The sequence below is a fragment of the Veillonella parvula genome, assembly GCF_040097785.1.
In the GTDB taxonomy this organism is placed as follows: domain Bacteria; phylum Bacillota; class Negativicutes; order Veillonellales; family Veillonellaceae; genus Veillonella; species Veillonella parvula_D.
The window spans coordinates 1-15,256 of the sequence record NZ_JBBNNS010000007.1 but is presented as its reverse complement, the minus strand read 5'-3'; the positions used below and the strand labels follow the sequence as shown (position 1 = coordinate 15,256).

At 36.9% G+C, this 15,256-nt stretch carries 9 protein-coding genes and 1 rRNA gene; 3 read left to right on the top strand and 7 right to left on the bottom strand.

Going from position 1 to position 15,256, the window contains the following annotated elements; translation table 11 throughout:
• Nucleotides 1-100: ribosomal RNA gene (locus tag AAA071_RS09420) — 16S ribosomal RNA — on the bottom strand; the annotation flags it as partial.
• A gap of 544 nt (nt 101-644) precedes the next feature.
• Between AAA071_RS09420 and AAA071_RS09415 the strand changes: the two genes are divergently transcribed.
• Nucleotides 645-1,376 (top strand): SIMPL domain-containing protein, encoded by a 732-nt coding sequence (locus AAA071_RS09415; protein ID WP_004692958.1) that lies wholly within the window; start codon nt 645-647, stop codon nt 1,374-1,376.
• Here the strand turns inward: AAA071_RS09415 and AAA071_RS09410 are convergent.
• A complete protein-coding gene (locus AAA071_RS09410) occupies nt 1,357-2,103 on the bottom strand; it encodes a ubiquinone/menaquinone biosynthesis methyltransferase (protein WP_227065767.1) in 747 nt (248 codons plus the stop codon). The genes AAA071_RS09415 and AAA071_RS09410 overlap by 20 nt on opposite strands.
• Before the next feature lie 347 nt (nt 2,104-2,450).
• Between AAA071_RS09410 and sstT the strand changes: the two genes are divergently transcribed.
• Complete coding sequence (gene sstT / locus AAA071_RS09405; protein WP_004692960.1) at nt 2,451-3,671, top strand: serine/threonine transporter SstT; 1,221 nt, start codon at nt 2,451-2,453, stop codon at nt 3,669-3,671.
• 245 nt (nt 3,672-3,916) lie between these two features.
• Nucleotides 3,917-5,434, top strand: coding sequence for a dihydrolipoyl dehydrogenase family protein (locus AAA071_RS09400; RefSeq protein WP_349234148.1), 1,518 nt, complete (start codon nt 3,917-3,919; stop codon nt 5,432-5,434).
• A 189-nt stretch (nt 5,435-5,623) separates the two neighbouring features.
• Here AAA071_RS09400 and AAA071_RS09395 read toward each other — a convergent pair whose 3' ends face one another.
• The 5 genes from AAA071_RS09395 to AAA071_RS09375 all read right to left on the bottom strand — a co-directional run.
• Nucleotides 5,624-6,280: a PepSY domain-containing protein gene (locus AAA071_RS09395; RefSeq protein WP_004692962.1), complete on the bottom strand. Its 657-nt coding sequence runs from the start codon at nt 6,278-6,280 to the stop codon at nt 5,624-5,626.
• A 127-nt stretch (nt 6,281-6,407) separates the two neighbouring features.
• Nucleotides 6,408-7,529, bottom strand: a complete 1,122-nt coding sequence (locus tag AAA071_RS09390; RefSeq protein ID WP_008602687.1) for an AI-2E family transporter — start codon at nt 7,527-7,529, stop codon at nt 6,408-6,410.
• Between the two features lie 226 nt (nt 7,530-7,755).
• Entirely contained in the window at nt 7,756-8,793 is a 1,038-nt protein-coding gene (locus AAA071_RS09385; RefSeq protein WP_349234147.1) for an OmpA family protein, read from the bottom strand.
• 552 nt (nt 8,794-9,345) lie between these two features.
• On the bottom strand, nt 9,346-10,755 hold the full coding sequence (locus AAA071_RS09380; RefSeq protein ID WP_008602691.1) for an MATE family efflux transporter: 1,410 nt from the start codon (nt 10,753-10,755) through the stop codon (nt 9,346-9,348).
• A gap of 255 nt (nt 10,756-11,010) precedes the next feature.
• Nucleotides 11,011-15,256: YadA-like family protein (locus AAA071_RS09375; protein ID WP_349234146.1), on the bottom strand; the 4,246-nt coding region annotated here is incomplete at its 5' end.

Sequence of the window (15,256 nt, the reverse complement as noted above, 5' to 3'; positions counted from 1 at the left end):
AAGATTGATAGAAGCAAGCTTCCATCGCTCTTCGTTCGACTTGCATGTGTTAAGCACGCCGCCAGCGTTCGTCCTGAGCCAGGATCAAACTCTCCAAGATATCTTGAAGCTATTTGAATAGCTCATTCGTTTTTGTTATCGCTACTATTAAGTAGCTTTGAATTATGGTTGGTTTTGACTATGTCAAAACCCGCACTCTGGCATATGTTCAATCGTTTTGATTGATTACCTATCATTGTTCAGTTTTCAAAGATCTGTTATCAATTTGCACTACTTCATTATTAAGTACTGTCGTAATTGACGACTTGATTATAATAACATTATGACCACTTTCATGTCAACACATTTTATAATCTTTTTGAAGTTCATTTTAAACCTCTAAGTGTATTGCTACACTCATTAAGAAACAGCCGCTCAAACGACTGTATGCATATTATAGTACAATGAAAATATAATCGCAACCCCCAATTCTCAATTTTACAAAATCTTCATTTTATTTTCATTTTTAATCATAAACCTAATAATTGATTTTACACAATTAATCATGTACAATGTAGCTGTAATAAAGAACTTCCAGCACAAATTAGTTTTCTTTTATTAGCGTTTACCAATATGAATATTACATTATTGTAAGGAGATTGAGTATGAAACTATCAAAACATTTATTATCAAAAGCTGTAGCTATAGCTGCTATATGTGCTACTATGGGAACTACCACATTAGCTGCACCACAGGGCACATTTGATACTTCAGAAATTAATATTACTGGTCAAGCGTCTCGATCTGTAGCACCTAACTATGCGATTTTAACACTTGGTATTACAAGCCAAAATACCAATATCAATGCTGCAAAATCTAATAATGATCGTATTATGAGTAATTTAATTAGTCAATTAGCTAACTTAGGTGTTGCAAAAAAAGACATCTATACATCTAGCATTTCCATCAATCCAACGAGCGACTATCAAGACGGCAAACGCATCAATACAGGTTACAATGTATCAAATCATGTAACAGTTAAGATCAATAACCTTGATAACGTAGGAAAGGTTGTCGATGCCGCTGTTAGCGCTGGTGCTAACGACATCAACAACCTTTCATTCCAAAATGATGTGTCTCAACAATTATCTGATTCTTTAACTACAGAAGCGATTCAAAACGGTCGCCATAAAGCAGAAGTTATCGCAGCTGCCCTCGGTCGTACATTGGGACCAGTAAAAACTGTTTCCATTAGCACAACTGAAACTAGCACAATGGACTCTGGTTACTATCGTAACCCAGTAATGCTAAAAGCAGCTCTCGAAACTGCTACGCCTGTAGAAAAAGGCTCTTTAATAGTTTCCCAAGACGCTAACATCACTTATTATCTACAATAGAATTTTTCGGTACCACACCTTCGTGTACAGCTACAATGCCGCCTGTCAATTCATGATAGGTGGCATTTTCATATCCAAGAGATTTCCAGATTTCTAAAATCTCACTTTGATGTGGGTATCTACGTAAAGATTCTGGAAGCCAGGCATAGGAAGAGTTATCTTTGCTCAATTTTCCTATAATAGGCAATATATATGAAAAATAGAAGTTATATAACTGTTTAAACCCAAACATACTTGGTTTTGCAAGTTCTAACACCACAACCTTCCCCCCTGGTTTTACCACGCGTTGCATTTCAGACAATACCTGCTTAATATCTGGAACATTTCGCATTGCAAAGCCACTCATTGCAGCATCAAATGTATTATCCTCATATGGTAAGGCCATGGCATCACCTTGTACTAAATTTACTTGATTAAGTAAACCAGCAGCCTCAATACGAACACGACCTTGATTTAGCATTTCACTATTAAAATCTAATGCCTCTACCTTCAAAGTGGGCTCTTGACGTAATGCTTCCTTCGTAAATACACAAGTGCCACATGCCACATCAAGTACATATTGGTGAGGACCGATATTCATCGCTTTTACAGAGAATTTACGCCAAAAATAATCTTGTCCAAAGCTTAACACCGTATTCATTAAGTCATAGTTTTTTGCAATATTAGAAAAAACGCCTTGTACAAATTTCTCTTTATCTGCATACGTTTTAAATTCTTTAGTATTCATTATGGACCTTTCACAAATCAAGAACTATGTTCAAGAATTATATATGGCATAGTATACCACACTATAGGAACGCTAAAAAGAATCCTAATATATATACTCTATATAATGACTATGTAATATATACATATCTACTAAAAACACTGGTATTTAGTATTTTCCGCTACATAATATAGAACTAAACACACATATCTATTTTTTACCTATATTTATAATAAATATATACGGCTATCGATTATAATATCTATTGCCACCATTTCATGTTCGTTGTATAATGACATATGTCCATGTTGAAAGGATACTTTATCATGGAGTTTTATTTGTTTTTTATATAAGTATTGGAGTGTACTATGAATCGATTTGTAAAATCAATCAATAGAGTCAGTCTAATCCAACAAATTATCATAGGTTTGATTATTGGTATTTTAACTGCTCTTTATGTGCCAGATGTGGCCAATGAACTTGCTTTATTAGGAGTCCTCTTCGTTGGAGCGCTAAAAGGTATCGCCCCTATCCTCGTATTTTTCTTAGTAATTGCTGCGATTAGTAAACATCGCTCTGGACAAAAAACAGGTATGGGCTCTGTTATAACCTTATATTTACTAGGTACATTCCTATCTGCGGCTTTAGCAGTAATCGTAAGCTTCTTTTTCCCTACTACATTACACCTAGCAGCAGGTGCAGCCGATGCCGCACCACCTCAAGGTATCGTAGAGGTTATGACAACATTACTAAAAAATGTAGTTGATAATCCTGTAAAAGCATTAATGACTGCTAACTACATTGGTATTTTAGGTTGGGCACTTATCATTGGTGGTGCTTTACGCCATGCACCGATGAATACGAAGGAAGTTATGGAGTCCATTGCACAAGCTATTACTACTGTAGTAGGTTGGATCATTCGATTCGCCCCTCTTGGTATTATGGGCCTTGTAGCAGAATCCATTGCTACTAACGGCATCGAAGCCTTGATTGGGTACTTTCAATTACTCGTATTATTACTTGGTTCTATGATCTTTGTAGCACTAGTAATCAATCCAATTTTATCCTTTATTTACCTTCGTCGTAATCCATACCCATTGGTATTCAAATGCTTACGAGAATCTGCAATCTATGCGTTCTTTACACGTAGTTCTGCTGCAAACATTCCCGTAAACCTTGATTTAGCCAAACGATTGAAACTTAATCCAGATATGTATTCCGTATCCATTCCATTAGGAGCCACAATCAATATGGGGGGTGCAGCAATTACAATCACAATCATGACATTAGCTGCGGCGCATACATTAGGTATCGTTGTAGATATTCCTACCGCAATCCTATTATCTGTTATTGCCACTATAGGTGCATGTGGGGCTTCCGGTGTTGCAGGCGGTTCCTTGTTACTTATTCCATTGGCTTGTTCCCTATTCGGTATATCCAATGATGTAGCAATGCAAGTTGTAGGCGTAGGCTTTATTATCGGCGTATTACAAGATTCCACGGAAACTGCACTTAACTCTAGCACAGATATCCTCTTCACTGCTACTGCTGATTATGCAAAACGCGGTTATCATCAAGATTGGAACTAAAATTTTTTAGACGGTCCTTTGGGACCGTCTTTTTTTTGTAAACTAATTATATATTATTTTATAAGGCTTTGTGAAAGTTACATATATCTGTGCCTCTTAATTTTCTGGAAATGATATTATGTATTTAGATTAACTAAATATAAACTTTCACCAATCACTAACAAACTATATTGATTTTCTTCAATATAGTGGTATAATATAGTTAATGATAATAACTATTAGTAGATATATAGGAAGGAATCAACATGAAACAATACGATATTATTGTAGTTGGTACAGGCGGCGCAACCATCGTAGCTGATGCTGCGCTCAAAAAAGGCCTTAAAGTGGCAATCATAGAAAAAGGTAAATTTGGTGGTACATGTCTAACTCGCGGTTGTATTCCTACAAAAGTTATGGTTACAGCAGCTAATGCAATTCAAGAAACAAAAGAATTCAAAAAAATTGGCGTTAACGTTGGACCTGCTACTATGGACTGGGACACAGTGTCCAAGCGTACTTGGCATAAAATTGACGAATCTGCAGGCATCTATGATTATTACAATGCCTATGACAACGTAGATGTGTATCGTGGTGCAGCAAGCTTTGTATCTGATAAAGTGATGAACATCCATCTTAACGATGGGTCTGGCATTGTAGAAATTACAGCGCCTACAATTATCCTTGGTACTGGTGGCTATAGTAATGTACCTAATGTACCAGGTCTTCAAGAATCAGGTTTCCTTACTAGTGAAAGTCTCTTTGGTGATAAATTCCCTAAACAGCCATATAAATCCCTTGCTGTACTTGGTGCGGGTCCGATTGGTGTTGAGTTCGCTCATGTATTTGATTCCGCTGGTACAAAAGTAACAATTCTACAACATAATGTACGTTTAGTTCCTAAAGAAGATGCAGATATATCGGAACACTTACTTAACAACTACAGAGAACGTGGTATTAACGTACTTCTAAACCAAGACACTGTTGAAATCCGTCAAGAAGATGGCCTTAAAGTTGTAGTTACTAAAGATCGTACTACTGGCCAAATTACAGAAACTAAAGTTGAAGAAATCCTTGTAGCTGCAGGTATCCATCCAGCTGTGGAAGAACTTCACCTAGAAAATACTGGTATTGAAACACGGCCTAAAGGCTGGATCAAAACTAACGAATTTTTAGAAACATCCGTTGATGGTATCTACGCTTTAGGTGATGTCAATGGGGAGTCGGCATTCCGTCACCGTGCAAACTACGAAGCAGATATCATTGCTCACAATCTCTTCTATGCAACAAGTGAAGATGATTACCGTTGGGCAAAGTATGATACATTACCAAAAGTTACTTTCTCCTATCCTGAAATTGGTAGTGTAGGTCTCACAGAGGCTGAAGCTATCAAAGCGGGTTACAATGTAGGAGTTGGGAAGAACTTCTACTCCTCCACTGCAAAAGGCTATGCAATGGGTATCAACCCTGGAGATATAAACGATGGATTTGTAAAAATTGTGGTAGATAAAGACACCAACCATATCCTTGGTATGCATGTCGTAGGTCCTCAAGCCTCTATCCTCTTCCAGCCTTATGTGAACCTTATGAATAGTGGTGTAACTCCGTTGACAGCCATCAATGAAGAAATCGCTTCTGAACGCACTAAACGTTTACGTGAAAAAGGTATTACTCGTGAAATGGACCCTAGATCCGTTATCACTGTAGGCGAAACTATGAGCCCACATCCATCCCTCGTCGAGGTTATCATGTGGACACAAGTGTACTACGAAAATCGTTGGTAATACAACTATAGTTATAAATAATAAAAGGACTAAACCTAGGCGCAGTCCTTTTGTTGCAAACATATCTATTGTAAAAAAAATATTCTAACATAAGAGCACTATCAACCGATATTTTATAGTATCGGAATCGCAAAAAAGAGCCAAAGGCATTGCCTTCGGCTCTTTTCTTATTAATCATCAATAGATAGGTTAGCGGCCCATATCTATATCAGAACCCCAAACGAGATTTGTTTTACGACCATCGAAGCCTTGATCTGGCTCAGGTGGTAATTTATAGGATTTAGATTGTTCTACATAAGCACCTGTCTCAGCATCTACTGTAACAACTACTTTTTTACCATCTTGATGCATAGTCACATAGTATAAAACTTTACCATTATGAGCTTCAATTTTCCAGCCCTTCATAACAGCATCATTTCCAAGTTGTTGTTTTGCAACACGTTCTGCTTGTGTTGATTCAATAACTTTATCTTTATTAAAAATCTCACCAATAACTTTCTTAGGTTTGCCCCCCTCTTCCATATCAGAAGCATTACCAGTGATTACATCAATTTTCATCTTGTACTGATGATACTTACTATAACCAACTACTTTATAACCATAGTTCAAGTCATTAGAGTTGAGCTCTACAGAATGAAGCGCCGCATTAGGATAGCGATTTTGGAAAATAGTTCCAATTTGGCTCATAGTCATAACTATGGACTCGCCAGGTGCACGTTTTACAGAAATATCCGTACTTGTTTCAGGCTTTGTTTTGCGTGCATCTGCCACACTTGGTGTAGCAACGGATAACATGCCCACTGCTAATACCCCCGTTAATGCCATAGAAATCAACTTTTTATTCATTATAATCCTCCTACTAGATATCATGTTTCTATTAATCAAACTATTAGTACACTAGAATTTCTATAAGTTCATGCTATATTCAGCAACACGAAAAATATGTAAATAGTCATATCATTTAGACAATATACTATAAACCTTCATTAGATGCAAGTCGTCCATCTACATCAGTCATAATCAATTTATAGCATGTAGCCACTAAAGGTACACCGATCAACATACCAGTAACCCCCATCAAACTACCGCCTACGATAACAGCAGCAAATACCCACAAACCTGGTAATCCAACAGAGTTACCTACAATTTTAGGATAAATAAAGTTACTTTCAATTTGATGTAGTATCTCCAGAATAATTACATAGATAAGAGCATCCATAGGGCTAACAGTAAGTAGCATAACGGCTCCAATGATACCACCAACATAAATACCTAATAGTGGAATCAAACCAGTTAGACCAATTACACAGGCAATCGTTGTAGCATATTCAATATTAAATAGCCATAAAGTAATACCTACCATCACGCCTAGAACCAAGGCATCTATAAACTGACCTACAAAAAAATTACTGAATGTTTGAACTGCTACACGAGTTACATAACTAACTCGACTTACCCACTCATCTGATGCATAAGCCTTTAATATACGTTTACCTTGTAACATAAGGCGTTCCTTATCAAGCAACATATAAACAGCAAAAATTAAGCCAAGACCTATGTTCAAAGTCCAAGACAATACGGTGCCCATTGCATTTACAATATATGTGCCACCTTTTGTCCCCCATTCACGAGTATATTTAGCAATATTCTCTCCACTTAGGGCATCTATAATCGTTTGATTCGACGCCATTGGAATGGTTTCTGTAATATGTTGCATCCATGTTTGGAAATCCGTATACAATTGCGGTGATGCAGCTACAATAATCGACATAGAATGAATCAATTGAGGTAAAGCCATCCGAGCAATAAAATACACAATAACACTAATTGTTACAAAGGATAGCAAAAGACTCAACGGGCGACGTATTTTATACTTCCATCCAGAGTCACACTTAGGCCATAGCCATCGTTCATAACGAACGACTAGAATATCCAATACGAAAGCAATACAAGCACCCACAATGAGCGGAACAAAAGCCGTAAAGATAGCGTCAAGACCACTAGCAATATCACTTATACGTAGTGCCATCATAATCATAATGCCCGCTAGTATAATAGCTCCTATGAGCTGTTTGTAATATTTGAATTCTTTCATAATAACCTACTTCACATAACACTATTAATAAGCTACACCTATATAACTATACGATTCTCACATCGCATACATTACCAAAGCATAATGAACATTGTATGACCTAGGATTGTATGCAATTTTAGTATAACACAAAAGTCCACCTTATCGCATGCTCGAATTCTCGATAAACAAGAGAGCATGATTGAAGGTGGACTTATTGTAGGCCTAATCTAGATTAGTCTAGAGATTAGCGATGAATATAAACGTCTACACGACGGTTTTCAGCTTTACCTGCTGCTGTAGAGTTAGTTGCAACTGGTTTAACATCACCATTAGCAATACCGATAAGACGATCGGCAGATACACCATGGTTAACTAAATATTGAGCCACATGTTGTACGCGGCGTTCAGACAAAGCAATGTTGTATTGAGGATTTGCATCAGTATCAGCGTTACCCATCAATTTAACTTGGTCTTGAGAATATTGGTTAGCAGCATTTACAGCAGCTGTTAAGTTTGGATATTGGTCTGCACGAGCAACATCTTGGTCGGAGTCAAAGTAGATAGATTGTACATAGTAATCCAATTTAGGAGTTTTATATGCAGGCGCTTCTACAGTAGGAGCTGGAGCCGGAGTGTATACAGAAGCTGGCGCTGGAGTGTATACAGGAGCTACGGATTTGTGACCGCCAAAACGGTAAGATAATCCAACTACTGGACCTTGGAAGGAAATATTGGACTTATCATCACGTTTAGTATTGATATAACGATACCCTGCATTAATATCCCAGTCTTGGTTAACTTTATAACCTAAACCTGCTTCCCAAGTAGTAGTTCTCTTAGTCCCTACACCCGCTTTACCATAAACGTCTACTTTGGAGCCAAGGTTAGCTTTACCAATTACACCTAATTGAGCAATATTATTTGCTTTAGGGAATGCATCACCAGAAATGTGAGCATAACCGCCATATACTGCGAAATTTTTGTTCAAGGATTGAACCAAATTAACTTCTTGCATTCTGTCACTATAGCTCATACCGTTATATTTATCGTTCAAACCATGGTATTGGTATTGCAACGCTGTTTTATCTGTGAAAGCGTATGTTACACCACCATCAAAGTTCCATTTTGCATCAGAAGTCCAAGCTTTAGTTTTTGCTTTAGAATCAGACGCACCAAGATCAACTTGAAACTCACCTTTATTGAATTGAGTTTGAGGAGTTGCACCTGCTACGGACACACCTACAGCAGCAACTGCCAATAAAGCTAATAATTTTTTATTCATTATAATTCCCTCCAAAAACAGCCCTTATAATACTTAGGCTTTGGTAATAATATGCTTATATTTTACACATTTTTTCAATATAATTCAACATTCTTCATGAATATTTGATGAATTTTTAGTTATATCTATCGATAAATATTATAAATATAAATATTTAAACCCTCTCTATTGCCTAATTACTGCGATTCTCTACACATATTACATTCCCGTAATTATAATACTATTTATCTTTTTTAAGATTCTCTAACAATAATAAAATTACTGGTCTTATAAGTTCATCAAAATCATTATTATATATACTAATAGATCTAACTATAATTGAACGAATAAAAGCTCCCTTATGCACTAAGGAAGCTTTTATCATTTCATATGTATATCCCTTACATATATACGTGAAATCAGAAGTTTCTGGTCAGATAACACATTCCCCAATGTGTCATTTTTTTCACATTACGTATTGTACATCAAAAATTTTTAATAGACAAGAGTTTATTCACTTCTTTTTCATGAATCCTTCTAAAACTTTCAATGTGAAAAAGAATTTACATCTCATTAAACAACCTTATGTTGCCATGTTCCTCGAATAAATCTCAAATAAGAACAACATAATCTTAGAGACTGATCGAAGCACAAAGATAACCATGCCCCAAAAAGTCCTAAACCTAGTGTAATGCACAATAAATAAGTAATAATAGGACGAATGATTGCTACGCTTACAAGAGAATATTTCATGATGTAATATGTATCTCCTGCCCCTTTCAACACACCGGAATACACTTGCTGTAATGCTTGAGGGAATGCAGCGATAGCCATAATGCCCATCAAAGTGGCTGAAAGTGTGACAACATCACTTTCACGAGTATATAACTGTACTAAAAAATCACCAGGACCAATAAAGATTAATGCACTTACAAGGCCCACGACTAAACCAATACGAGCACCAATTTTACCATAAGTACGTGCAATATCTGGTCGTTTGTGTCCCAGACTTTGCCCAGTATGAGATGCACCTGCAAATCCAAGACCCATCGCAAAATAGTAAAATATATCCATTAAATTCATACATACGTAATGTGCTGCTAAAGGTACCGCACCTAAGGAAGCAACAATCATAGTGTATGTATACATACCGAATCGCTCAAAGAACTGTTCTCCTAAAGAACTGCCACCGACATGAAACATTGTATGTAATACGGGCCTTTCAAAAGTCCATTTCGACGGATGGCGCAATGTTAATCCAGTAGAAGTATGTTGTGAAATCGTACGCAACAACAATAATGCAATAATAGCACTACTGATCATAGTGGATACACCTGCCCCCATAACGCCAAGTTCAGGGAAGAAACCAATACCATAAATCAAGAAGAAATTCATTATCGTATTCAAAATATTCCCTACTACATTAGATTTAAAAATAACTTTAGTGTTACCATATCCAATGAGTGCAGCCCCTACGATTTGGCTAAAGGACTGAAATATTAAGCTAATAACTATGAAACGACCATACCAAACGGCTGTTTCAATATAGCCATCTTCAGCACCCGTAAAACGTAGAATATGCTCTAAGTTCAAGAAACATATCAATAATAACGGTACATAAATTAAAAAATTCAATAAAATAGATTGCTTGAGTACGGCATTCATACCATCTACATCGCCTTCACCATGACGACGAGCTATAATTGCTGTCACAGCAATGGATAAGGCTCGACAAAAGATGAGCATTACCATCTCAGGTTGACCCATAATGCCTACCGAAGCAAGAGCTGACGCACCTAAGGCACCAACCATCGCCAAATCAATGGCAGTCATAAATTGTAACATCAAGCCTTGTAATGTAGCTGGCCAAGCTATTTTTAAATAATTACCATATAGCTGCTTTGTAGTTCCTACAGCTCCTAATCGTTCTGCAACAGGCAACATGGTGTCTATTGAAAGCCATCGTTGTATACGGTCTAACATCCTATCTCCTATTCATGCAAGATCATACATAATAGAGGTATCACTTTACCTCTTATTTCCACTGTATTATATCACACAACATATGAGAAGTCATTCATATGTTATGCATTTTAAATAAGAATACATATCAAAATAGCAAAAGAACCTCTTATACGAAATGTATATACCCTATCAAGTACAACAATGTATAAGAGGTTCTTTAGTTTTACAGAGAAATAACTATCTTAGACTATTATCAAAATTAGTTCTCAACTCTTAACCTTTAGAAGCTAATAATTGATTTACTACGGCACGCAAGTCATCTAAGCCTTGTTTAGTTTCAGCCAATTCTTGACGTTGACGTTCATTTTCAGCTTCTAATGTATTTAGACGCGCTGCTTGATTAGCAATAACCGTTTTTTGATTACTATTTTCTTTTTTGAGACTAGATACTTCATCTTGCATTACATAAACAGAGCTAATAGGCCCCGCCTTATAGCGTTCTGGAATAGCGTCTTTTCTTTCACGACTACCACCAAATTTATGCGTTACACCTGCATTTACCATGTTATGGCTAGTACCAAGTGAAACACCTACGTTGAACATAGTATCTTCAGTTCGGTAGTGAGCAATACCGATGGCACCCGCAGTTTCACCACGGTAGTTACCAATACCAGCCATAATTTGTGTTGGTTCCAATGGATCATATTGAATTGGTTTCAACGCTGCCATAGCTGCTGCATGAGCACCAACACGTTGTGTTTCAGTACCAACACGGTTAACAGCTTCTTGTAAACCAGCATTAGATGCTTTCAATTGGCTAACATTTACTGCATCAGTATCAGCTGTGCCAGGCGCTACTCCATGAATTTTGTTGCCACCATTATTTAAGCCGTCTACAGTAAGTGATACAGGGCTAGCTGCTGTATCTGCAGGAGTAATAGTCATACCACCCCCATTAATTGTAGTAGAGTTGCCAGCTGCATCTTTCACAGTTGTACCTGCAGGAGTGATTTTAGTAGATACACCGTTTTCATCACCTACAATAACACTGTTTAGGCCTTTTAAGTCTTTAGCCAAGCCATATGTGAAAGTAGTTCTATCTTGGTTAACTACAAGATTATCACCAGCTTGGAATTTTACGGTATCACTACCTTGTACTTTTTCAACGGTACCGCCAGCAGCCGTTACATTCCATGCAGATATATCTTTAACTTGTTGTTTACCAGCATCTGTTAAGTTGCTCAAATCTTGATTTGCTGCATTATCGATTTTTGTTTTAGTTTGATCATCAATCTTAACAGTTACATCTTCACCATTAGCTACAGTTGTTAAACCGTTTTCGCCTTTAATATTGAATTTTGCATCGCCTGTACTCAACGATTTTTCATCGGTAGAACCGGTGTTACCACCTAAAGAAATCTTACGAGCAATAGCTTCTGTATTCTTAGCAATATTAGCTTTATTGGTTGCAATATCTCCAGCATTTTTTGTAATTGCAGCTTTATTATCTGCAATATCTTGTTTATTTGTCGCAATATTGCCTTTATTGGCAGCAATATCAGCAGTATTTTTACTAATTTTATCCTTATTGTCAGCAATATTGGCTTTATTTTCTGCTACTTGATTATCAACTTGTTTCAATTGATCTTCTGTGGCTGCACGACCGCTTACAGGTTGTGTTTGACCAGAAATCCATTCTTTATTAGTCAAGCCAGTCACTTGAGGTGTCTCTACCCCTTCTGTAGCTTTCACTTTTGGTGCGGTAATTGTTTGATTTGCTTTTACAGTATTGAAAGTTACGTCTTGTTTAGTAGCAATTGTGAAGTCTTTACCATTTTGAGTAATGGAAATATTATCACCATCGATAAACTTAACTGTGTTACCACCTTCAACTTTTTCGGCAGTATTACCATTAGCTACTACATTCCATGCGGATAAATCTTTAACTTGTTGTTTACCAGTATCTGTTAAGTTGCTCAAATCCATATTTGCTGCATTATTGATTTTATTAGCCGTGGCATCATCTAATTTAACAGTTACATCTTCGCCATTAGCTTCAGTAACAATACCATTTTGACCTTTAATATTGAATTTTACATCACCTGTGCTCAAGGATTTCTCATCGGTAGACCCAGTATTACCACCTAAAGAAATCTTGCGAGCAATGGCTTCTCTATTTTTATCAATATTAGCTTTATTTGTTGCAATATCGCCAGCATTTTTAGAAATTGCCGCTTTGTTATCAGCAATATTTTGTTTATTCGTCGCAATATTATCTTTATTGGTAGCAATATCAGCAGCATTTCTATCAATTGCAGCTTTATTATCAGCTATTTTTTGTTTGTTATCCGCAATAGCCTCTGCATTTTTACCAATCTTATCTGTATTATCAGCAATATTGGCTTTATTTTTTGCTACTTGATCATCAACTTGTTTCAATTGATCTTCTGTAGCTGCACGACCAGATACAGGTTGTGTTTGCCCTGGAACCCAAGTGGTATTAGTCAAGCCACCAACTTCTGGAGCTGTAATTTTTGTATTTGCAGTTACAGTATCAAAAGTAGCATCTTTCTTAGTTGCGATTGTAAAATCTTTACCATTTTGAGTAATGGAAATATTATCGCCATCGATGAACTTAACAGTGTTGCCACCTTCAACCTTTTCAGCCGTCTCATTATTAGCGACTACATTCCATGCTGCTAAATCCTTAACTTGTTGCTTACCGTCAGGAGTCAAATTGCTCAAGTCTCGATCAGCTGCATTGTCGACTTTACTTCTAGTTGCATCATCGAGTTTAACAGTCACATCGTCACCATTAGCAACCGTAGTAAGACCATTCTCACCTTTAACATTGAATTTCACATCACCTGTGCTCAATGATTTTTCATCAGTCGAACCAGAGTTACCACCTAAAGAAATTTTACGAGCGATAGCCGTAGTATTTTGAGCAATATTAGCTTTATTAGAAGCAATATCCCCTTTGTTTGTAGCAATGTCGACAGTATTTTTATCAATTGCTGTTTTATTATCAGCTATTTTTTGTTTATTGGTTGCAATATCTCCTTTATTTGTCGCAATATCGCCTGCATTTTTATCAATTGCAGCTTTATTGTCCGCAATGTTAGCTTTGTTTGTTGCTACTTGATCATCAACTTTTTTCAATTGATCTTCTGTGGCTGCACGGCCAGATACAGGTTGTGTTTGACCTGGAACCCAAGCAGTATTAGTCAAACCTGTTACTTGAGGTGTTTCAACGCCAGTTGTCGCTTTCACTTTTGGCGCTGTAATCGTTTGGTTAGCGATTACCGTATCAAAAGTTACATCTTTCTTAGTGGAAATGGTAAAGTCTTTACCATTTTGAGTAATAGAAATGTTATCACCATCGATAAACTTAACAGTGTTGCCACCTTCAACCTTTTCAGCCATTTCATTATTAGCAACTACATTCCATGCTGCTAAATCCTTAACTTGTTGCTTACCGTCAGGAGTCAAATTGCTCAAGTCTCGATCAGCTGCATTGTCGACTTTACCTTTAGTTGCATCATCGAGTTTAACAGTCACATCGTCGCCATTAGCAACCGTAGTAAGACCATTTTCACCTTTAACATTGAATTTCACATCACCTGTGCTCAAGGATTTTTCGTCGGTAGAACCAGAGTTACCACCTAAAGAAATCTTACGACCGATAGCTGTCGTGTTTTTGTCGATGTTAGCTTTATTGGTTGCAATGTTATCCTTATTAGTTGCAATGTCAGCTTTGTTTGTAACAATGTCACCAGTATTTTTATCAATTGCAGTTTTATTGTCAGCTATTTTTTGCTTGTTCGCAGCAATATTGTCTTTATTTGTAGCAATATCTGTTTTGTTTGTAGCAATATCGCCAGTATTTTTATCAATTGCAGTTTTATTGTCGGCTATTTTTTGCTTGTTGTCTGCAATGGCATCAGCATTTTTACCAATCTTATCTGTATTATCAGCGATATTGGCTTTATTGTCTGCTACTTGATCATCAACTTGTTTCAATTGATCTTCTGTAGCTGCACGACCAGATACAGGTTGTGTTTGACCTGGAACCCAAGCAGTATTAGTCAGTCCCGTTACTTGAGGTGTTTCAACGCCAGTTGTCGCTTTCACTTTTGGCGCTGTAATCGTTTGGTTAGCGGTTACCGTATCAAAGGTTACATCTTTCTTAGTGGAAATGGTAAAGTCTTTACCATTTTGAGTAATGGAAATGTTATCACCATCGATGAACTTAACAGTGTTACCACCTTCAACCTTTTCAGCTGTTTCATTATTAGCAACTACATTCCAAGCTGCTAAATCCTTAACTTGTTGTTTACCATCAGGAGTCAAATTGCTCAAGTCTCGATCAGCTGCATTGTCGACTTTACCTTTAGTTGCATCATCGAGTTTAACAGTCACATCGTCGCCATTAGCAACCGTAGTAAGACCATTCTCCCCTTTTACGTTAAATTTCACATCACCTGTGCTCAAGGATTTTTCATCGGTAGAGCCAGAG